This is a genomic window from Dokdonia sp. R78006 (genome assembly GCF_042466145.1).
In the GTDB taxonomy this organism is placed as follows: Bacteria; Bacteroidota; Bacteroidia; order Flavobacteriales; family Flavobacteriaceae; genus Dokdonia.
On the sequence record NZ_JAXHBU010000001.1, the window covers coordinates 249,871 to 270,872 of the forward strand.

At 38.5% G+C, this 21,002-nt stretch carries 20 protein-coding genes; 4 read left to right on the forward strand and 16 right to left on the reverse strand.

What is annotated here, in order from left to right; translation table 11 throughout:
• Positions 1 to 27: 27 nt before the first annotated feature.
• The 12 genes from ftsA to mraZ form a co-directional block, all read right to left on the reverse strand.
• The gene (ftsA, locus tag SJY37_RS01170) at positions 28 to 1,377 is read right to left on the reverse strand and encodes a cell division protein FtsA (protein ID WP_013751384.1); all 1,350 of its coding nucleotides are present in this window, start codon (positions 1,375 to 1,377) and stop codon (positions 28 to 30) included.
• A gap of 71 nt (positions 1,378 to 1,448) precedes the next feature.
• A complete protein-coding gene (locus SJY37_RS01175; RefSeq protein ID WP_298328733.1) occupies positions 1,449 to 2,138 on the reverse strand; it encodes a cell division protein FtsQ/DivIB in 690 nt (229 codons plus the stop codon).
• Between the two features lie 16 nt (positions 2,139 to 2,154).
• Complete coding sequence (gene murC, locus SJY37_RS01180) at positions 2,155 to 3,507, reverse strand: UDP-N-acetylmuramate--L-alanine ligase (RefSeq protein ID WP_298328736.1); 1,353 nt, start codon at positions 3,505 to 3,507, stop codon at positions 2,155 to 2,157.
• Positions 3,508 to 3,561: 54 nt separating this feature from the next.
• Positions 3,562 to 4,650: an undecaprenyldiphospho-muramoylpentapeptide beta-N-acetylglucosaminyltransferase gene (gene murG, locus SJY37_RS01185; RefSeq protein ID WP_298328739.1), complete on the reverse strand. Its 1,089-nt coding sequence runs from the start codon at positions 4,648 to 4,650 to the stop codon at positions 3,562 to 3,564.
• Positions 4,637 to 5,845 (reverse strand): FtsW/RodA/SpoVE family cell cycle protein, encoded by a 1,209-nt coding sequence (locus SJY37_RS01190; RefSeq protein ID WP_298328742.1) that lies wholly within the window; start codon positions 5,843 to 5,845, stop codon positions 4,637 to 4,639. Before SJY37_RS01190 ends, murG begins: the two co-directional genes overlap by 14 nt.
• Before the next feature lie 102 nt (positions 5,846 to 5,947).
• Positions 5,948 to 7,285 (reverse strand): UDP-N-acetylmuramoyl-L-alanine--D-glutamate ligase, encoded by a 1,338-nt coding sequence (murD, locus tag SJY37_RS01195; RefSeq protein WP_298328745.1) that lies wholly within the window; start codon positions 7,283 to 7,285, stop codon positions 5,948 to 5,950.
• A gap of 25 nt (positions 7,286 to 7,310) precedes the next feature.
• On the reverse strand, positions 7,311 to 8,549 hold the full coding sequence (mraY, locus tag SJY37_RS01200) for a phospho-N-acetylmuramoyl-pentapeptide-transferase (protein WP_298328748.1): 1,239 nt from the start codon (positions 8,547 to 8,549) through the stop codon (positions 7,311 to 7,313).
• Positions 8,549 to 10,012 (reverse strand): UDP-N-acetylmuramoyl-L-alanyl-D-glutamate--2,6-diaminopimelate ligase, encoded by a 1,464-nt coding sequence (locus tag SJY37_RS01205; protein ID WP_298328752.1) that lies wholly within the window; start codon positions 10,010 to 10,012, stop codon positions 8,549 to 8,551. Before SJY37_RS01205 ends, mraY begins: the two co-directional genes overlap by 1 nt.
• On the reverse strand, positions 10,009 to 11,946 hold the full coding sequence (locus tag SJY37_RS01210) for a penicillin-binding protein (RefSeq protein WP_379952703.1): 1,938 nt from the start codon (positions 11,944 to 11,946) through the stop codon (positions 10,009 to 10,011). Before SJY37_RS01210 ends, SJY37_RS01205 begins: the two co-directional genes overlap by 4 nt.
• Positions 11,947 to 12,004: 58 nt before the next feature.
• Complete coding sequence (locus SJY37_RS01215) at positions 12,005 to 12,325, reverse strand: FtsL-like putative cell division protein (protein ID WP_013751375.1); 321 nt, start codon at positions 12,323 to 12,325, stop codon at positions 12,005 to 12,007.
• A gap of 8 nt (positions 12,326 to 12,333) precedes the next feature.
• Entirely contained in the window at positions 12,334 to 13,230 is an 897-nt protein-coding gene (gene rsmH / locus SJY37_RS01220) for a 16S rRNA (cytosine(1402)-N(4))-methyltransferase RsmH (protein ID WP_379952704.1), read from the reverse strand.
• Positions 13,217 to 13,687, reverse strand: a complete 471-nt coding sequence (gene mraZ / locus SJY37_RS01225) for a division/cell wall cluster transcriptional repressor MraZ (protein ID WP_298328768.1) — start codon at positions 13,685 to 13,687, stop codon at positions 13,217 to 13,219. Before mraZ ends, rsmH begins: the two co-directional genes overlap by 14 nt.
• 314 nt (positions 13,688 to 14,001) lie before the next feature.
• Between mraZ and SJY37_RS01230 the strand changes: the two genes are divergently transcribed.
• Positions 14,002 to 14,766, forward strand: a complete 765-nt coding sequence (locus SJY37_RS01230; protein WP_298328773.1) for an alpha/beta fold hydrolase — start codon at positions 14,002 to 14,004, stop codon at positions 14,764 to 14,766.
• 112 nt (positions 14,767 to 14,878) lie between these two features.
• Positions 14,879 to 15,490 carry a ribosome biogenesis GTP-binding protein YihA/YsxC gene (yihA, locus tag SJY37_RS01235; protein WP_013751371.1) on the forward strand — a complete coding sequence of 204 codons (612 nt, stop codon included), beginning with the start codon at positions 14,879 to 14,881 and terminating at the stop codon, positions 15,488 to 15,490.
• Between the two features lie 12 nt (positions 15,491 to 15,502).
• Here yihA and SJY37_RS01240 read toward each other — a convergent pair whose 3' ends face one another.
• From SJY37_RS01240 to gldB, 3 genes are read right to left on the reverse strand one after another with little or no spacing between them, the layout of a single operon-like run.
• The gene (locus SJY37_RS01240) at positions 15,503 to 15,853 is read right to left on the reverse strand and encodes a GTPase (protein ID WP_379952705.1); all 351 of its coding nucleotides are present in this window, start codon (positions 15,851 to 15,853) and stop codon (positions 15,503 to 15,505) included.
• 19 nt (positions 15,854 to 15,872) lie between these two features.
• Positions 15,873 to 16,214, reverse strand: coding sequence for a gliding motility protein GldC (gldC, locus tag SJY37_RS01245; RefSeq protein WP_013751369.1), 342 nt, complete (start codon positions 16,212 to 16,214; stop codon positions 15,873 to 15,875).
• A gap of 3 nt (positions 16,215 to 16,217) precedes the next feature.
• Complete coding sequence (gldB, locus tag SJY37_RS01250) at positions 16,218 to 17,171, reverse strand: gliding motility lipoprotein GldB (protein ID WP_379952706.1); 954 nt, start codon at positions 17,169 to 17,171, stop codon at positions 16,218 to 16,220.
• A gap of 112 nt (positions 17,172 to 17,283) precedes the next feature.
• Between gldB and nadE the strand changes: the two genes are divergently transcribed.
• Positions 17,284 to 18,093: an NAD(+) synthase gene (gene nadE / locus SJY37_RS01255; protein WP_013751367.1), complete on the forward strand. Its 810-nt coding sequence runs from the start codon at positions 17,284 to 17,286 to the stop codon at positions 18,091 to 18,093.
• 124 nt (positions 18,094 to 18,217) lie between these two features.
• On the forward strand, positions 18,218 to 18,856 hold the full coding sequence (locus SJY37_RS01260) for a response regulator transcription factor (RefSeq protein WP_013751366.1): 639 nt from the start codon (positions 18,218 to 18,220) through the stop codon (positions 18,854 to 18,856).
• Here the strand turns inward: SJY37_RS01260 and dnaG are convergent.
• Positions 18,853 to 20,829 (reverse strand): DNA primase, encoded by a 1,977-nt coding sequence (gene dnaG, locus SJY37_RS01265; protein ID WP_298328792.1) that lies wholly within the window; start codon positions 20,827 to 20,829, stop codon positions 18,853 to 18,855. The genes SJY37_RS01260 and dnaG overlap by 4 nt on opposite strands.
• Positions 20,830 to 21,002 lie beyond the last annotated feature (173 nt).

Sequence of the window (21,002 nt, forward strand, 5' to 3'; positions counted from 1 at the left end):
CTACTTACTCTTTACTGATTTAATAGACTACTCTGCGTTGTCTAGAAAATCCTTAAACTTATCTGCCCATCTATCAAATATGCTTCTTTTAGGCGCTTGTGGTTTTTTAGGCCTTGCCTCGATATCTGTTTCTGGTATTTCATTAATGGTGTCTGTAAAGACCTCTTCTTCCTTTGCAATGATTTCCTCTTCTGGTTCTAACTGACTGTTATATAAACCGTGCTCAAGGCTATTCATTACTAATCCCACAGCAGTAGCATACAACGGACTCGTAGTCTCTGCATCACTATCTCCTGCAAGATGCTCGTTAGGATATCCTATACGAGTATCCATACCTGTAATATATTCTACTAGCTGTTTTAAGTGCTTGAGTTGGCTACCCCCTCCAGTTAGTACAATACCTGCGATGAGCTTTTTCTTTTGCTCCTCGTGTCCGTAATTTTTAATTTCTAGATACACTTGCTCAACAATCTCCACAACTCTCGCGTGAATGATTTTAGATAAATTCTTTAGCGTTATCTCCTTAGGCTCACGACCACGCAATCCAGGGATAGAAACAATCTCATTGTCTTTATTTTCTCCTGGCCATGCAGAACCAAATTTAATTTTAAGAAGCTCTGCCTGCTTCTCAATAATTGAACAACCTTCTTTTATATCTTCTGTAATAATATTACCTCCAAAAGGGATTACAGCTGTATGTCTAATAATACCATCTTTAAAAATGGCAAGATCTGTTGTACCACCCCCTATATCGATAAGTGCTACTCCAGCTTCTTTCTCTTCTTGGCTCAACACAGCGTTTGCAGATGCTAGTGGCTCTAGTGTGATGCGATCTAGGTTTAACCCTGCACTTTTCACACAACGACCTATATTTCTTATGGATGCAACTTGACCTACGACCACGTGAAAATTTGCTTCTACGCGACCACCATACATCCCAATAGGTTCTTTAATCTCGCTTTGCCCGTCTACTTTATACTCTTGTGGTAATACATGAATAATTTCTTCACCTGGAAGCATTACCAGTTTATGTACTTGATTACATAATGCATCAATATCTGCTGCATCAATTACCTCTTCAGAGTTGTTACGAGTTATATAATCACTATGCTGTAAAGAGCGTATGTGTTGTCCAGCAATACCTACGACTACATCTTGAATTTTAATTCCTGATACATCTTCTGCTTCCTGCACAGCTTGCTGCACAGATTGTATGGTCTGGGTGATATTATTTACCACACCACGGTGTACACCAAGACTTTTAGACTTCCCTATACCGAGAATCTCCACCTTATTGTACTCATTGTACCGCCCTATCATCGCCACGATCTTCGTGGTCCCTATGTCCAGCCCTACTGCGATATTTTGATTTTCCATACCTTTAATTTTGAGAGTTTACTCCCTCCCGATAGCTATCGGAATAAGCGAAAGCTTACTCAATCCCCGTTTTATTTTTTCTCACAAACTACTTGCCCGTCATACTTGAGCTCTATAGTTTTATACTTATCTAAACTTTTATCTTTAAGCGCTTTTTGATAAAAAGCCTTATAGTTACTAAATCTCTCTTCTAACGCTTCTACCTTGCCTAGTGATATAGTGAACCCTAGTTTTCTGGCCTTTAACGTATACTCTGCATTCTTACTTCGAGATATACCTATGATGTGCTTTGCAAGAAACTCATCCTTCCTTATAAAATTTACAAGCTTGTATACTTCGTTTAATTCTTTCTCGGTTGCTCCGGTCACAAGGGGTACGTGCGCGGAGTGATTTTGTGACAATGGCATCACCTCACCACTCTCATCTATATAAAAAGAAATAGCACCGCTAAGTCGTGCTATAGGCTTACGTTGCTCTATTGCAACACCTATATCACCACCCATCGTTACGTAAACATCTGCATTCTTGATAATTGGATGCGCCTTCACGCGCTTTTCCATCTCACTCAAAGCTATATTTTCTTTTACCTTTCCTGCAAGCTTTTCGTTACTTACTATCAACAATTTATTAACGGTCTCACGCGTCACAAAAGGAGCACTTTCATCCTTAAATGAAACACTAACTTCAGCAACTGTGCGCGCCTCATTTCTTTGAATGGCAAACGCAAACAAAAACACCGTCAACAGCAGTAAAATCGACATCTTTATGTAAAACCAGTTAACTTTCACCACACAGTTCTTTCGTTACTTTTAAAATCTCTACACCTATATCTCCAGCCCCCATCATCACAACAATTTTGTGATTTGTATCTTTCACTAAATCAGTAAGCTCATTTTTCTGTATGATTTGCTTTCGCGAAAGCGTCATTTCACTAAGCAATACCTCGCTAGTAATACCAGCAATAGGCTCTTCTCTTGCTGGGTAAATATCCAGCAGTGCTACTTCATCAAAATGAGAAAGCGCTACTGCAAAATCGTTCATAAAATCTTTTGTTCTACTAAATAAGTGTGGCTGAAAAATAGCTAGCACACTCTCCTCTGGATACATCTCTCTTACACTTTGATGTACCGCAGCAATTTCTGTAGGGTGATGCGCATAATCATCTATCAACACCATATCTTCTTTTTGAATACGGTATGTAAATCGGCGATTAACACCTGAATAACTCGCTAGTGCTTCTACCAATTTTTCTTTAGGACTGCCATACGATAACGCCATCCCTAATGCAGCTACAGCGTTAAAAAGATTATGTCTTCCTGGCAGGCTAAATTGTAAATTCTCTAAAACGCCACCTGGGTAATGCAAGTCAAAGACATAAGCGCCATTCTCTACGCGTACTCGCTGCGCAGTATAATCTGCATCCTCCTCAATACCAACCGTATTTCCAGCAAGTGGAAGTCCGTTTTTTACAAAACGCTTATCCTCTGGAGCTAGTGCCCCAAATTCTTGAAACGTAGCGATAAGGTCTGCCTCATCTTCATAAATATCAAGATGATCTGCATCCATAGAAGTCACACAGAGAATATCTGGTCTAAGCTGTAGGAACGAGCGATCAAACTCATCTGCCTCCACTACCACAACGTCACTTCCTTTTTGGATTAAATTACCATTATAATTATTTGTGATACCACCTATAAATGCAGTTACCGGAGCTCCGGATGCCGCAAGTAGATGACCCAAAATACTAGAAGTAGTCGTTTTACCATGCGTTCCTGCAACAGCAAGCGAGAACGTTTGATTTGCAATCATACCAAGCACTTCTGCACGTTTTTTAAGCATAAATCCGCTTTCGCGAAAATATACTAGCTCTCCCATCATTTTAGGAATGGCAGGAGTAAACACTACTAGGGTATCTTCCTTACTACTAAAAGAATTATCAATCCCCTCATTTTTATCTTCAAAATGAACCTTAATACCAGAGTCTTGCAAAGCTGCAGTAACATCTGAAGGTGTTTTATCATAACCCGCCACATTCTTGCCCTCCCTATGGAAGTACAAAGCTAGTGCGCTCATACCTATCCCACCGATGCCGATGAAGTAAATGTTCTGTATGTCTTTTAAAGGTTTCATTTATCTATGCTACACACCATAGTTTAAAACTACGGTTGTTATGTTTTCAAATTATTATTTCAATAATTGCTCTACCTCATCCACAATGTCTGCTGTGGCATTTGGTAATGCAAGTGTTTTAATTTTTCTTCCTAGCTCAAAGCAAACTTTCTCATCGTTGAGTAGCCCCTTAAAAACAAGCTTAAATTTTTTATCGAGGTCTTTTTCTGCTATTAAAATTGCAGCACCCGTCTTCTCGATAGCTTGCGCATTTTTAGTCTGGTGATCCTCGGCAACGTTTGGAGAAGGGATAAAAATGGTCGCCTTTCCTACAATACATAATTCTGATACAGATCCTGCTCCTGCTCTAGAGATAATAATATCTGCTGCTGCATAAGCCATATCCATCTGGTCGATGTACGCCATTACTTGAACACCATCTGCTTGATAATGTTTGTACTTGTCATAATACAGTTTACCCGTTTGCCATAAAACCTGCACTCCTTTGCGTTTAAAAAATGGAAGTTGCTTCTCTATCAATTCATTTATAGCTCTTGCACCTAGACTTCCTCCTATGATTAATACCACCTTTGAACTGTGAGACAAATCATATTTCGCGAAAGCAGTACTACGTTTACTTTCTATATCTAATAAATCTGCACGAACAGGATTTCCTGTCTTCACAATATGCTCTGATGGGAAAAAGCGCTGCATATCATCATATGCCACACATACTTTCTTCACAGACTTACCTAACAGTTTATTTGTAATACCTGCATAGCTGTTTTGCTCTTGAATTACTGCCGGTATCCCTGCAATGGTAGCCATCTTAAGCAATGGCCCACTTGCAAAGCCGCCAGTACCTATTACGACGTCTGGCTTAAATTTCTTTATAATCTTGCGAGATTTCATCAAGCTACTAATGAGCTTAAACGGAAACATAAGATTATCTACTGTTAGCTTACGCTGTATTCCAGCTATCCACAGCCCTTCTATTTCAAAACCTGCTTGTGGCACTTTTTCCATTTCCATGCGATCACTCGCTCCTACAAATAGAAATTGCGCGTCAGGATGACGGCGCTGGATTTCCTTTGCAATAGCAATAGCAGGATAGATATGACCTCCTGTACCTCCTCCAGATAATATGACTCTATATGGCTTCACTAAGTATGTCTAATGGGTTTAACTCACTCTCATCTTTTGACACAACTGGCGCTCGTTTTGCACTTACACTAAGTACAATACCTACAGCCAAACAGGTCATCCATATAGAAGTACCACCACTACTCACCAGCGGTAATGTTTGACCAGTAACAGGAAATAACTCTACAGCAACTGCCATATTAATTAAAGCCTGAAAAACAATAGGTAATCCTACACCTACCACAACTAGCTTTGCAAAGACAGTCTCTGCTTTATGAGCAACTACAGTAATTCTAAATAAAAGCAACATGTATAAAAACAGTAAGAATCCTGCTCCCGCAAGACCAAACTCCTCTACGATTATTGCATATATAAAATCTGAGGATGATTGTGGCAAGAAGTTTTTCTGAACACTTTTACCTGGACCTAGACCAATTACTCCGCCTGAGGCTATGGCAATTTTTGCTTTTTCGATTTGGTAATCTGCATCTGCATCTACTTCGTTATTTGCAAAATTCTCTACACGGCTTATCCACGTATCTACACGATTAGGGAATACACCTGGAAAAGCTTTAGCTAATAGCACAAAGAACAAAAGCGCAACGACACCAGTTGCAATAATAATACCCAAATATTTTAATGGATAGCCTCCCAGAAATACTAGAGCAACCACCATTGCTGCAATAATCGCAGTAGTAGAAAAGTTTGCTGGTAGTATTAGTGCAAGAACAGCAGCCACTGGCAACCATAACGGCACAATAGTTTCTTTAAAAGTAACCACCGTATCTTTAATTTTTGCTAGGTACCTCGCTACATAAACCATCAACACAACACCTGCAAATGTGGAAGTCTGAAAACCAACACCCAGAATAGGAATTTTAATCCATCTACTTGCATTTGCTCCACCCATGGTAGTTCCTTGAGCCAGCGTCACGATAAGTAAAATAATTACTACAGGAAGCGCTATAAAGGAAAGCCCCTTAAAGTAATGATGCGGTATTTTATGAACCCCATATAACATTGCAAATCCTAATACTAAGTGCATGCCATGCTTGATAAGAAACCTCACCGTATTTCCGTCACCTTTAATATATGCTAGGTTACTTGCAGCGCTGTACACAGGTAAAAATGAAAACAACGCAAGAAGGGCAACAATAGCCCATATAGTCTTGTCACCTTGTAATCCTGCAAATATGTTTTTAAATGTGGTACTCAACGCTTAGTAATTATTTATTATTCGGTTTCTTTAACTAATAAATTCTGATAAACTGATTGCCTTACACGGGGGAACGAAGTACAATCAGCTTTCAAATCAGAATTAAAGGTTACGTACAGCCTCCTTAAACTGGCGGCCACGATCTTCATAATTTTCAAACAAGTCAAAACTTGCACAAGCAGGAGAAAGCAATACGTTATCTCCGCGCTCAGATACTTTGTAAGCTATTTTCACAGCCTCTGTCATGGATGGTGTCTCTACAATAATATCAACCATATTACCAAAGTGACTCATCAATTTTGCATTATCAACACCTAAACAGATAATGGCTTTTACCTTCTCGTTCACAAGTGGATATAAATCACGGTAATCATTACCCTTATCTACGCCACCTACAATCCAAACAGTAGGCTCGCTCATACTATCCAAAGCATAAAATGTTGCGTTTACATTAGTAGCTTTACTGTCATTAATGTATTGTACATTATTAATCTTAAGCACCTGCTCTAATCTATGCTCAACTCCTTGAAAACCTTCTAGACTCTCACGTATAGTAGCCTTACGGATATTTAATAGATTTGCTACAGTTGAGGCAGCCATTGCATTTTTCTTATTGTGTTGCCCTTTTAAAGCGAGGTTATTTGTAGCCATGGTAAAGGTGTTATTATCGAGTTGTACTGTTAGGTTATTATCTTTTATAAATGCGCCATTTTCAAATTCTTTATCAAGTGAAAAAGGCAATAATTTTGATTTGACTGGATGTTTTTTGAGCCAGTCTACACTCACAGGGTCATCTGCATCGTAGATGAGATAATCTGTTTCTTTTTGGTTCATTGCTATTCTAAATTTTGAAGCAATGTAATTTTCAAACTTATAATCGTATCGGTCTAGATGATCTGGCGTCACATTTAATACCACTGCAATATGTGGTGCAAAATCTGCGATTCCATCTAGCTGAAAACTGCTTATTTCTAGCACATACGTATCAATCTCCTTCTGCGCCACCATTTTTGCATAGCTGTCACCTATATTACCGGCAACACCTAGATTGATTCCCGCTTGTTCTAGAATAAACCCAGTGAGCATCGTTGTCGTGGTTTTTCCGTTACTTCCAGTAATACCCACAATTGTAGCGTCTGTATATTGAGAAGCAAATTCTATTTCAGAGATGACAGAAACGCCTTTATCTAGTAGCCTTTGCACGATAGGTGCTTTATCTGGTATTCCAGGACTCTTCATCACTACATCTGCATTGAGAATAAGTGCTTCTGTATGCTCTTCTTCTTCCCAAGCAAAATCTTCGGCAATGAGTATCTCTTTATAGTTATCCTTAATTTTTCCAAAATCAGATAAGAATACATCATACCCTTTGGCCTTGCCTAAAATGGCAGTTCCTACGCCAGACTCACCGGCTCCTAATATGACTAATCGTTTCTTCATTTTTTTATGCTTTCGCGAAAGCGTATTATCTAATTTTTAATGTTATAATAGAAAGCACTGCCAATAAAATCCCTACAATCCAAAAGCGGGAAACTATCTTACTCTCATGTATGCCTTTCTTTTGATAATGGTGATGTAATGGAGACATCAAAAAGATGCGTCTACCTTCACCAAATTTCTTCTTTGTGTATTTAAAATATCCCACTTGCAACACCACCGAAAGATTCTCCATTAAGAAAATTCCGCATAGTATTGGGATGAGCCATTCTTTTCTAGTTGCAATAGCAAGCACAGCAATAATTCCTCCTATAGTAAGACTACCTGTGTCTCCCATAAAAACTTGCGCTGGATAAGCATTGTACCATAAGAATCCAATAAGCGCTCCTACAAATGCAGCAATAAATATGAGCATCTCACCAGTACCTGGGATGTACATCACATTGAGGTAATCACTAAAAATGATGTTACCAGATATAAATGCAAAAATTCCGAGAGTGAGTACAATAATCGCACTTGTTCCTGCTGCCAGGCCGTCAATACCATCAGTGAGGTTTGCACCATTAGAAACCGCCGTTATTATAAAAATCACAATAGGTATAAATATGATCCACGCATATCCTTTCCAATCTTCGTTTATACTTGTGAGGATTGTTTCGTAATTGAGCTCGTTATCCTTGACAAATGGTATGGTAGTTTTTAAACTTTTATGCGCTTCATCAAATTTCGCATCTCCTCTTACAGTAGTAATTTCTACTTTTTCTGTACCAGCAGTTTGCTTGATTTCTTCACGGATAGTGATATCACTATGAAAAAACATTGTTGCTCCCACGATAATTCCTAACCCTACTTGACCTATTACCTTATACTTCCCAGCAAGTCCGTCCTTATTTTTTTGCATTTTCTTCTTATAATCATCTAAGAAGCCTATGATGCCCATCCATACTGTTGTAACGATAAGAAGGAGGATATATATGTTTTGCAAGTCACCCAATAGCAATACAGGGATCAACGTAGCACCTATAATAATAAGACCTCCCATAGTAGGAGTACCTGCTTTCTCTGCCTGACCTTCCAAACCTAAATCGCGTATTTGCTCTCCCATTTGCTTGCGCTGCAAGAGCTTAATAATGCGCTCTCCATAAATAGTAGAAAGTCCTAACGATATTAATACAGCAAGCGCAGCACGAAACGTACTGAACTGAAACAACCCTGCTCCAGGCAAGTTATAAGCGTCGTCTAACCATTGAAAAAGATGATACAGCATTACTTGTTAAGTTGTTTAAGGGTTTCTTGTACTATTTTATAATCGTCAAAATCAAATCGCTCTCCCATTATCTCTTGGTAAGTCTCATGACCTTTACCCGCGATTAGAATTATATCTCCAGGATTTGCAAGTTGGCAAGCTGTTTTTATAGCTTGCTTTCTATCTGTGATAGATAAAATCTTTTTGTAATTGATAGGCTCAACACCTGCTTCTACTTGCTCAATAATTGTTTCTGGCTTTTCTGAGCGCGGATTATCACTTGTGATAATCGTCTTTGTACTCAGCGCACTTGCAATATGCCCCATTTTAGGACGCTTTGTAGTATCTCTATCTCCACCAGCTCCTACCACCGTAATGAGCTGCTCATTTTTAGTACGGATATCATTTATAGTCTCTAGCACATTTTTAAGTGCATCTGGGGTGTGTGCATAATCTACAATTGCCGTCACATTACCTTCAGAAATAAAATACTGAAATCGACCTGACACGCTTTCTAACTCACTTAGGAGCTTAAGCGCCTCTATTTGATCAAGCCCCAAAAGCTCTGCAGTTGCAAAAATTGCTAGTAAATTATAAGCATTAAATGACCCTATAAGCTTTACCCAAACTTCTTGATCTTGAATTTTAAGTAATAATCCAGACAATTGGTTTTCTAAAATCTGCGCTTTATAATCCGCATATGACTTTAAGGCGTAGGTTACTTTCTTTGCCTTAGTATTTTGCACCATCACAGCTCCGTTCTTGTCATCTGTGTTTACAAGTGCAAAAGCAGCTTTAGGTAACTCGTCAAAAAATTTCTTTTTTACGTCCCTATATTCTGCAAAGGTGTCATGGTAATCAAGGTGATCGTGAGATAGGTTTGTAAAAATTCCTCCCTCAAAACGCAAGCCTTCTGTACGCTTTTGATGAATCCCATGTGAACTCACCTCCATAAAACAATACTCCACACCTGCCTCAGACATCTCTGCCAGATATTTGTTTATTGTTAAACTATCTGGAGTAGTATGCGTCGCTTTATACTCAGTCTTATCTACTAAAATCTTCACCGTAGAAAGCAATCCTGTTTTATAACCTGCTTTTTGAAACAGTTGGTATAACAAACTAGCGATAGTCGTCTTACCATTAGTTCCCGTAATACCTATAAGCTTTAAGTTAGCCGAAGGATTTCCATAGAAATTAGAAGCTATTGTAGCCAGCGCACTAGAAGTATCTGCAACCTTAACGTATGTTATTCCGTTTACGATTTGCTCTGGAAGTTCCTCACAAATAATCGCTAGTGCACCTTGATTTACAGCTTTTGCTATGTAATCATGACCATCACTTTGCGTACCACGCACTGCAACAAACACGTCATTAAGTGACACTTTGCGCGAGTCAAAATGAACATTAGTAATTGCCACGGCAGTGTTACCCACCACAGTTTCTAGCGTTACTTTATATAATATGTCTTTAAGTAGTATCAAGATAATTGTAGCGTGATCGTTTTATTCTTCTCTAATTTATCACCAGCTTTTATAGACTGACTTTTTACTTTTCCGCTTCCGCGAAAATTTACTTTTAACCCCAGGTTTTCTAACAATGCAATTGCATCCATCCCTGGCATTCCTTTTACATTAGGCATCTTGCTATGTGCTTTATTCACATTTGCATAGTACTTCTGATAATCTCCCTCAATAACCTTTGAATTACCTGTAGGCAACTTCACCTCATCAATTACTGGAGTGTCTGTATAAATCTTTTGGGCAATCTCTTTAAATACAGGTGCTGCAACAATATTCCCATAAAATCCGAGAGACTTTTTAGGTTTGTTTACCACTACAATACAAGAATACTTAGGCTCATCTGCTGGAAAATAACCTGCAAATGAAGAGATATATCTCCCTGCTTCTATCCAATATTCTGTCTGGCAAGTACCCGTCTTTCCAGCCATTGAAAACTCTTCGCTATAAATATTTCTCGCTGTCCCACGCTCTACAGTTTTTTTCATCATCTCCTTTACTACGTTAATAGTAGCCTGAGAAGCGATACGAGAATTGATTACTTCTTTATCAAAAGTCTCAATGGTTTGATCCCATTCCTTTACCTCTTTAATAAAGCGAGGTTTTACCATCTCCCCATTATTTGCTATCGCATTATAAAAGGTAAGCGTCTGTAATGGCGTTAACTCTATTCCGTAACCAAAAGCCATCCATGGAAGTGTGGTTCCGTACCAGTTTTTATCGCCTGGATAAGGAAAGTTCGGCTTTCCTTCTCCTTTAATTTCAAGTCCTAATTGATCGTTAAGCCCCATATTAAAAAGTCGTTTTACAAACTTTTCTGGTTCTGACGCGTAGTTATCGTTTATCATTTTGGCGAAAGCCGTATTACTACTCAGCTCAAAAGCCTTTGCTGCTGTTATCTTACCATAACCTCCACGCTTAGAATCTATCGCGGTGCGATCATAAAATTTTACACGTCCATTTTCTGTGTCAAAAACTGTACTTGAGTCTATTACTTTATCCTCAAGTGCCGCTACCATAGACATCAACTTAAATGTAGAACCTGGCTCGTGCGCCTCGCCTACTGCATAGTTAAGACGCTCATAATATTTACCTTCAGGAGTTCTACCTAGATTTGAGATTGCTTTAATCTCTCCAGTTTTTGTCTCCATAACGACCACGCATCCGTGGTCTGCTTGATATTTTTGCAAACTCGCTAGTAATGCATTGTGCGCTACATCTTGAATGTTTACATCTATGGTTGAGATTACATCATAACCATCTCGTGGCTCAATCACATTACCTACACCAAGAGGCTTCCATTCTCCTTTTGCAATCTTTTGCTTAAGACGACGTCCTTCCTTACCGCGTAAGTAATATCCATATGCTCCCTCAAGACCTACGCGTGTGTAGTAGCCACTATCATCTTGACGTTCATACCCTACGGTACGCTCTGCCATTTTCTCTAGTGGATGCTCACGCTCTGTATGCTCCTCGATAATTATTCCACCTCTGAATTGGCCTTTATTAAATAATGGTAGAGACTTAATCTTCACATACTCTGCGTAGCCCAGTTTTCTAGCAATAAACAGGTAGCGATTTTTTGTATTACGCGCTTTACGCAGTCTATTCTCATAATAAGATTGAGGCTTACCTAAAACACCAGAAAGACCCTTAGAAAGACCAACTATATTCTCGTTGAAATTTTCCTTAGATGGCGCTACTGCGTCCCATCGTATATCGTACTTGATTTGTGAAGTAGCAAGAAGACTCCCATCTTCTGCATAAAGATTACCACGAGTAGCTGGGATGGTCACCATCTTCTCTGTGCTAGTAGTTGCAAGCTCACGATACTTAGCACCCTGAAACACCTGAATCGCGATAAGCTTGTATGCAATTATGATCGCTAGGAGGAACATACATCCAGCGACGAAATAAAGGCGGTTTAATATGTGCTTCTCTGTGGTTGCCACGTTATTAATCTGTTTCTTTTGTTGTTACTTTTATCTTTTTTGGCGGCACATTAGAAGGTTTAATTCCTCTTGCTTCTAGCGCTCTTGCCACACTACTATTTGTTTTTAACTTCCAGAGATTTACTCGGCTGTCTACCGCTTCACTTCTCAGCTCGGCTACTTCTTCTTTTAACCTTGCAATCTCATAGACCTTCTCATCTGCTCTGTGCGAACTAGCAATCATGATTAATGCTAGTACAGAAATAAAGATGATCATCCTCCAGTTTTTAAAGGCATCCTCGTCTACTAGAAATTTACCCTTGAGTATATTATTAAACTTGCTCACTGTGTCCCTTAAAGTTTTTCAGCGATTCTCAACTTTGCACTACGTGCTCTGTTGTTTAATTTTATCTCTTTATTGTCTGGAATAATGAGCTTCCCTACTTTCTTAAAAGGAACTTCAAAATTTCCATACATATCTTTCTCCGGCTCACCTTCAAACATCCCACTTCTTATGTACCTCTTCACGAGACGATCTTCAAGCGAGTGATAGCTTATCAAGCTTATTCTCCCACCTGTATCAAGTAATTGCTCTGTTTGCATTAAAAACTCCTTAAGCACTTCAATCTCTTGATTTACTTCAATGCGAATCGCTTGATAAATCTGAGCGAGTATTTTATGCTCTCTATGCTTAGGCAAAAATGGAGCTAACACTTTTTTAAGATGCTCGCTTGTTTTTATAAACTGACTATTGCGCTCTTGCACAATAGTGCTAGCAAGCTTAGGCGCATTACGAAGTTCTCCGTACTGCCAGAACACCTGCCTTAAATCTTCCTCCTCATAATCATTGATCACGTTATAAGCAGATAAAGTATCTTTTTGATTCATTCTCATATCGAGATCACTCTCAAAACGAGTAGAAAAACCACGCTCTGCAACGTCAAATTGATGCGAACTCACCCCAAAATCACCAAGAATTCCATCTACTTTTTTCACACCATGAAAGCGCATAAATCGCTTGATGTATCTAAAGTTTTCTGGAATAAGCGTGAATCGCTCATCCTCAATAATATTCTCTTGAGCATCTACATCTTGATCAAAACCATAAAGTTTCCCCTCAGGACCTAGTCTACTCAAAATCTCACGAGAATGACCACCACCACCAAAGGTGACATCTACATAGACGCCATCTGGCTTGATATTGAGACCATCTACGGTCTCTTTTAATAATACTGGGTTATGATAATCCATCTGGTATATCGCTATCTCCCATCACTTCCTCAGCAAGATCTGCAAAATCTACTGCTGCCTCATCAATGGCTTTTTCGTATAAATCCTTATCCCAAATCTCCAGAATATTGAAAGCAGCATTTACCACAATCGACTTCTCAAGTTTTGCAAAATTTCCTAAATCTTTCGACACTAAAACTCTTCCCGTCCCATCAACTTCTACTGGCTTAACACCTGCATTGAAACGACGTATAAACTCATCATTTTTCTTATTAAAACGATTAAGCTTATTCACCTTTGCACTTAGCGTGTTCCACTCTGCAATAGGATATAACTCAAGACATTTTTGAAACACAGCGCGCTTAAGCACAAAACCATCCTGAAGGATAGGAGCCAGCTGCTTTTTAAACGCTTGAGGCAACATGAGTCGGCCCTTAGCGTCTATTTTACATTCGTATGTTCCAATGAGGTTAATCACTCGAGATAGGTTAGTTTTTATGTATTAACTCAAATATAGCGCAAATATTACCACTTTTTACCACATTCTACCACTTTGTTGATAAGTTATACCACCTTCCTCCACTTGTTAACAATATGTTGATGAGTAGAATTTTTTATTTTTTTCTATTTTGAGCTTAATTTTCTTTTTTTTGCTTTCGCGAAAGCGCACCAAAACAACTTGTTATAACCTTAAAAATGCTCAGTATCATGCATTAAGACCATTGTAAAAAAAGAGCAACTAATCAAAACCGAAATAACTATATTTGCTTGTACCGATTACTAACCACTTTTATGAAACACGACTTAATTACCGAAGGGAAATTTACTTATCTAGAAAAAGGCGAAGGGACACCAATTATCATTCTACATGGTTTAATGGGAGGCTTGAGTAATTTTGATGCAGTGACTTCTCATTTCTCGGAAAATGGGTATAAAGTGGTAATTCCTGAACTTCCAGTATACACGATGCCTCTTATCAAAACAGGGGTGAAATCGTTTGCAAAATATCTTGACGAATTCATTGAAATGAAAGGCTATGAAGAAGTAATTCTTCTAGGTAATTCTATGGGTGGTCATGTGGGACTGTATCACACAAAAATGTCTCCAGAAAAAGTAAAGGCTCTTGTAATTACAGGCAGCTCTGGACTTTATGAAAGCGCAATGGGAGAAAGCTACCCTAAGCGTGGAGATTATGAGTACATCAAAAAGAAGGCACAAGGAGTATTTTATAATCCAGAGTGTGCTACTAAGGAAATAGTAGACGAAGTATATGATACAGTAAACGATCGCAACAAATTACTTAAGACGCTTGCTATAGCAAAAAGCGCAATACGTCATAATATGGCACAAGACCTTCCAGACATGAATACTCCTACTTGTATTATCTGGGGACGTCAAGATGGTGTTACACCACCGGAGGTTGCAGAAGATTTTAATAAACTACTTCCAGACTCAGATCTGTTTTGGATAGAGGAATGTGGTCATGCAGCTATGATGGAAAAACCAACAGAGTTTAACGATATTCTATTAAAGTGGCTTAAGGAGAGAGCATTTTAATAACCCTCAGCGACGACAAGCACACATAAGAACTCACACTCATTCTTGAGTCTTTGAGCATATAATGTGCTCCATATTCTTTATTAAACGATTACATTACTATTTTTGCGATATGAAAATCAAGTCTGCCTCTTTTGTAGTAAGTAACTCCGAAGTCACAAAGTGTCCAAATACTCGCATCCCAGAATACGCCTTTATAGGTCGCTCTAATGTAGGAAAGTCTTCGCTTATTAATATGCTTACTAACCGTAAGAGTCTGGCAAAAACATCTGGGAGACCTGGTAAGACACAGCTTATTAATCACTTCTTGATTAACGAAAACTGGCACCTCGTAGATTTACCTGGTTACGGATATGCTCGTGTATCTAAGAAAGATAAAAAATACTTCCAAAAATTCATCACAGATTACTTTGAGCAACGCGAGCAAATGATCTCTGCCTTTGTGCTTGTAGATTGTCGTCACGAGCCTCAAAAAATAGACATGGAGTTTATGGAATATTTAGGCGAAAAAGAGATTCCATTTTCTATCATTTTTACCAAAGCAGATAAGCTACGTCCACAAGCACTAGAACGTAATATAGAAGTCTACAAAAAGATTATGCTTGATGGCGTATGGTGGGAATTTCCTAAATACTTTGTGAGCAGCGCATCTCATGGTGATGGTCAAGATGAAATTTTAGGCTACATAGAAGACCTCAATGAAAACCTAAAGCCGGGCTACTAATAACTAGGTCAACTAATAGGATTCTATAATTTTTTTGACTTGCTCAATAAGTTCTTGAGAAGATGCAATACCAGCAAATGTATCTGCACTTATTACAACCTCCAGACCAGCTTCTGTAACCGCTAGCACCAAGGGAAATTCATACTTAGGCAACCACTTAGATTTATAAGCTTTTAAAAACTCATCCTTGTGAAGAAATTCTAATGGAGTATGTACGCTTTCGCGAAAGCGTAACCATTCCTCCTTTTCCTTAAACACTCCATGAGTAATCTCACAGAGTGCACATTGATAGGTTTGCGGACGCACCACTTTATGAGCTGCGTCTAAAAGGGCGTTTATTGCGCCAGAGTTTGCGTTGTACACAAACAATAGTTTGTGAAGCTTACTTTTTATCTTCAAGGTCAAGGTGTTCTGCAAAATAATCTGCAAAATCTTTCATAGTATCTGCCATTTTCTCATCATTTGTAGCACGACGAAAAGACTCTGTCATACCCACAAGTACTTGATGGAAAAATTGCTGCATCTCATCTACAGGCATATCTTTTGTCCATAAATCAATACGCACAGTCTCCTTTTGATTAGGATCCCACAAAGAAAGAAGCATTGCTTTTGCTTCCTCGTTTGCTACTCCACCATCACGTGCGGTCCAAGCCATACTTTCTGGAACACGATTCTCATCAAGTTCGATTGCTATTTTAATTTCAGATTTTTCTTTCTTAGCCATTCCTTAGGGTTTGTATTTTGCGTTTGCAAAGATAATAGTTGCATCTTGATTCAATAAGACTTTAAGCGACACATCGTTGTTATCCATATATGATTTTACAATCTCATGACCTATATATCTCCCCACTCGACCAGGCGTCTCATTATCAAAGGAAAGATAGAATTTTGAGAAAGGTGCTGGATTTATAAAACGACTTAAAAGCTTTCTATCTGTACTATACAACAGTTCGTTTTTTATAAAGAACTCCCACATATTTTTTTCATTCTCTTGTGCAAACAATAACTCCTCAGGTGTATAACCTAATATTTCATGTGCAGGTGTCTCACTAAGCAATAGCTGCATGAGGTATAACTTTTTACCTTCATGTATGATCTCAGAAAGGAAATCCTTTTGACGTAATCTATTAGCTTTAGTTTTTGCAAATGCAGCTGCTATATCTACTGGCATCTGCTCTTTTCTAAAATTCTTGCTTTGAAATTTTGGAATACCTACATAAAAATGATGGTCTGCACCTAAGTACGTATCTAATCCTATTAACAAGAGGCTATCTGCTAGTACCACTTTATTTCTATAATCTACCTCTGTAGTTAAGGTTACAATCTTAGGAACTGTAGTTTCTGGGAAGTAGTACTTAATATGACGAAAAAGATCTTCTATAGAAGCTTTTTCACTCTCAAAATCCGGAAAGACTTTTGCAATCTCCTCGTTAATTTCTAGCTGTATAGTATCTGTAAAACGTTGTGCCCAGTACTCATCAGGAAATTTTTTTGAAAACAAATACGGAAACTCTGCTTTTAGTGGCGCTAGATCTTCCTTTGAAGCAGCTGCAAACAGTTGATCAAATCTTCTCACCTTCATATCTACAGACATTGCTTTGATTTCTGGTGGAGTCTTTGTGTCTTCTGTACAACTAGTAAGGCATACCAGCAATGACAGAATTATAAGTATTTTATTCATAGAGTTTGTATCTTTATATTCAAGAAAAACGAGTCCTTTTCTTAAAGTGTATATTTCATACATTTAAGGATACAAAAGTACCAATTTAAAGCACTTCAAAACAGAGCAACCTATGCAAACCGATAAAGTAGTAGACCACATTGTAAACTGGCTTAAAGAATATGCAACAAACGCCCGAATGACTGGCTTTGTAATAGGTATAAGTGGCGGTATTGATAGTGCACTTACCTCAACACTTTGTGCAAAAACTGGACTACGTGTTCTCTGTGTAGAAATGCCTATACATCAAGATGAGCGCCAGGTAACTCGTGCTAAGGAGCATATCAACCAGCTCAAAAAGCGTTTTGCAAATGTCTCGAGCTTAGAGGTGAACCTTACAGAAACCTTTGAACAATTGAAAAGCGCAGTCCCAACTGCAGAAGACAGCGAGCAGCTCAACCTAAGCCTAGCAAACACAAGAGCTAGACTTCGCATGAGTACCTTATATTATTTTGCGGGTCTTCATAAATACCTCGTTGCTGGTACAGGTAATAAAGTAGAAGACTTTGGCGTAGGATTCTACACTAAGTATGGTGATGGCGGCGTTGACCTCAGCCCTATTGCAGACCTTATGAAATCTGAAGTTTTTGAACTTGCAGCAGCAGTTGGCGTTCCAGAAAGTATACAGAACGCAGCTCCAACCGATGGCTTATGGGGAGATGATCGTACGGATGAAGATCAAATAGGCGCAACTTATGACCAACTTGAATGGGCAATGCATCAAGATGAGTTACTTAAGAGTGGTGATAATAACAAAACTGTTGAAGCTTTCACTACAGAACAACGACGAGTTTTTGATCTTTATAAGAAATTAAACACTGCCAATTTGCACAAAATGAACCCTATACCGGTCTGCAATATCCCCGTTAACCTAAAAAAGTAGGTATTTGAACGAATAAATCATCAAAAAGGTTAAAACTATAAACAATTGAGCGTACTTTGCAGTGCAAACAAACAAGTACTACCCCTCAATCACTTGTTTCATTACTTGTTAAACAAAATAACTAATGAACAAAGTTTTAATAGCAGACCACCACCCAATAACGCGTAAAGGAATTACTTCCATACTTCTCGCGGAAGGGAACTATGAAGTTATAGGACATGTTAACGATGGTAATGACCTACTTAACACCCTGACTACAACAGAGATTGACATCCTCATTCTCGAGATAGACATCCCCAACCTCAATAGCATTACTGCACTAAAGGCTATAAAAAGAGAATTTCCTCACATTAAGATACTAGTATTAAGTTGTCATCCAGAAGAGATGTATGCTTTAAGCGCTATAAAATATGGTGCTTCTGGTTATGTAGCAAAGACCGCTTCTATACAGCGCGTGCTTAATGCCATAAACCAAGTACAGCGAGGAGGAATCTACCTTAATGAAGCGCTTAGCCAGAGACTCGTAAGTGATGGTAACGCAACACAAGGACTAGCATTTAAGTATAAAAAACTATCTAGTAGAGAGATAGAAGTATTAAACTTATTATCTAATGGAAAGCGCAATAAGGAAATTGCAGCAGAGCTAGACATTAACGAGAAGACAGTAAGTACTTATAAAATGAGACTCCTTAAAAAACTAGAAGCACAAAACGTTGCAGAGCTTATAAAGCATGCAAGATTATTACAGAGCAGTCACGTTTAGACTGAGAGTACTCGTCCTAGTTTATTACCTAGCAATGTATTGAGAGATTGATAATCAAGAATATCTTTTATGATTTCTTTATTGTCTGTACTATCCTTGGTTTGATTCATCAACTCTTTTATCTTTTCTGTAATAAGATATTTTCTAAGACTCAATACTGTTTCCGTAACAAACTGCCCGACAGAAGTATCTTTCTTACGCACATAAACCTCTCGTGTATCCCAGCGGTGAAGCTCATACTTCTCATCATTGAGAATAATATTAGATATCTCACTAGCTTCCTCTGGAGCTAGCTCGTTGATAAAGTTCTGAACCTGGAAATTATTATCCAAATTCATTTGTGCCACTATTTTACCATAGAGCACCTTGAAGAGGTCATTTGTAAATTCCACCTCATCATCTTGAAGATCAAGATAAATCTTCTCAAAAACTCTCGCCTTATGAATGATAGGCTCTAGCTCAAGACTACCATCCTCATTTTCTTTAAGAACAAGATCTTCAAAATCCTCCTCTACCTGGCCATATAAAAGTAAAGACTCTATAAGCTTACGCTCAAGTTCATATAGCACATTAACCTTCTCAACAGCATTAGGCATCTCATCTGGCACCACAGACATGTATTCTGGTGGTGGTGATTGATTACCTCGATCTTGTTTTACAGTTTCCTTTTTATCTTTTTTGAGTATTTGAGCAAGCGTATTATAAAGAACTGTTTCAGAAACCTCCATGATACGTGCACACTCTTGCACATATATTTCTTGCTTTATAGCATCAGGTATTTTTGAAATACTCTCCACCATATCGCGTACAGTATCTGCCTTTTTAATAGGATCACCAGCTGCCTCTTTTACAAGCAGATTTGCTTTGTACTGTATAAAGTCTTTTGCATTTTCATCAAAGAACGCGACGATTTCTTCTTTACTATGCTTTCGCGAAAAAGAATCTGGGTCCTCACCCTCTGGAAAAGAACACACCTTTACGTTCATTCCCTGCTCAAGAATCAAATCGATTCCTCTTAGTGCAGCTCGCTGTCCTGCGGCATCACCGTCAAAGAGAACCGTAATATTTTTTGTCAAACGATTTACTAATCGTATTTGCTCTGGAGTAAGCGCTGTTCCAGAAGAAGAAACCACATTCTCTATACCAGACTGTACCATCTGGATTACATCCGTATAGCCTTCTACTAGGTAACAGTTATCTTCCTTTGCTATAGATTGCTTTGCATAATAGATACCATAAAGCACTTTACTCTTGTGATATATATCACTTTCTGGAGAGTTAAGATACTTTGCAGCTTTCTTACTACTATCTAGTATTCTACCTCCAAAACCAAGCACACGACCACTCATAGAGTGTATAGGAAACATTACTCGACCTTTAAATCGGTCAAATTGTTTCTCCTCCTTTACAATGGATAGTCCGGTTTTTTCTAAGTAATCTAGTTTGTATCCTTGACGTATGGCCTCACTTGTAAAAGCATCCCATTGATCAGGATTATAACCTAACTCAAATTTTTCAATAGTCGCCGCAGTAAACCCACGCTCTTTAAAATATGAAAGACCTATGGCTTTACCCTGCTCAGAGTTGAGCATCGTTTTATGGAAGTAATCACGAGCATACTCACTCACGAGATACATACTCTCACGCTCATTTGCAGCCTCCTTTTGCTCGTCTGTGCGCTCTGTTTCCTCTATCTCAATATTGTACTTTTTGGCAAGGTACTTTATGGCTTCTGGATAGCTAAAATGCTCATGCTCCATTAAAAATGAAACAGCAGAGCCTCCTTTTCCTGTTGAGAAATCTTTCCAAATTTGCTTCACAGGACTCACCATAAAACTAGGCGTACGCTCGTCAGAAAATGGAGAGAGCCCTTTAAAGTTTGACCCCGACTTTTTAAGAACTACAAAATCGCCTATCACCTCCTCTACACGAGCAGTTTCAAAAACTTTATCTATGGTTTCTTTGGATATCAAGGCAGTACAGCGTGTTAATTAAGAAGTGCCAATGGCAGCTTGCAAAAGTACTTTAAATTACAACAGTTTTCAATATAACATACCTCATCGTTGATAAAAAATTGAATCACTCTCAAATAGAAATAGCCCAGACATTTAAATATCTGAGCTATTCTCTTTTTAATCACGCTTTC

What these genes read in the sequence shown, in the direction of transcription:
- ftsA (WP_013751384.1), bottom strand. Translation starts at nt 1,377, where the DNA reads ATGGAAAATCAAAATATCGCAGTAGGGCTGGACATAGGGACCACGAAG.
- SJY37_RS01175 (WP_298328733.1), bottom strand. Translation starts at nt 2,138, where the DNA reads ATGTCGATTTTACTGCTGTTGACGGTGTTTTTGTTTGCGTTTGCCATT.
- murC (WP_298328736.1), bottom strand. Translation starts at nt 3,507, where the DNA reads ATGAAACCTTTAAAAGACATACAGAACATTTACTTCATCGGCATCGGT.
- murD (WP_298328745.1), bottom strand. Translation starts at nt 7,285, where the DNA reads ATGAAGAAACGATTAGTCATATTAGGAGCCGGTGAGTCTGGCGTAGGA.
- mraY (WP_298328748.1), bottom strand. Translation starts at nt 8,549, where the DNA reads ATGCTGTATCATCTTTTTCAATGGTTAGACGACGCTTATAACTTGCCT.
- SJY37_RS01210 (WP_379952703.1), bottom strand. Translation starts at nt 11,946, where the DNA reads ATGTTCCTCCTAGCGATCATAATTGCATACAAGCTTATCGCGATTCAG.
- rsmH (WP_379952704.1), bottom strand. Translation starts at nt 13,230, where the DNA reads ATGGATTATCATAACCCAGTATTATTAAAAGAGACCGTAGATGGTCTC.
- SJY37_RS01230 (WP_298328773.1), top strand. Translation starts at nt 14,002, where the DNA reads ATGAAACACGACTTAATTACCGAAGGGAAATTTACTTATCTAGAAAAA.
- yihA (WP_013751371.1), top strand. Translation starts at nt 14,879, where the DNA reads ATGAAAATCAAGTCTGCCTCTTTTGTAGTAAGTAACTCCGAAGTCACA.
- gldC (WP_013751369.1), bottom strand. Translation starts at nt 16,214, where the DNA reads ATGGCTAAGAAAGAAAAATCTGAAATTAAAATAGCAATCGAACTTGAT.
- gldB (WP_379952706.1), bottom strand. Translation starts at nt 17,171, where the DNA reads ATGAATAAAATACTTATAATTCTGTCATTGCTGGTATGCCTTACTAGT.
- nadE (WP_013751367.1), top strand. Translation starts at nt 17,284, where the DNA reads ATGCAAACCGATAAAGTAGTAGACCACATTGTAAACTGGCTTAAAGAA.
- SJY37_RS01260 (WP_013751366.1), top strand. Translation starts at nt 18,218, where the DNA reads ATGAACAAAGTTTTAATAGCAGACCACCACCCAATAACGCGTAAAGGA.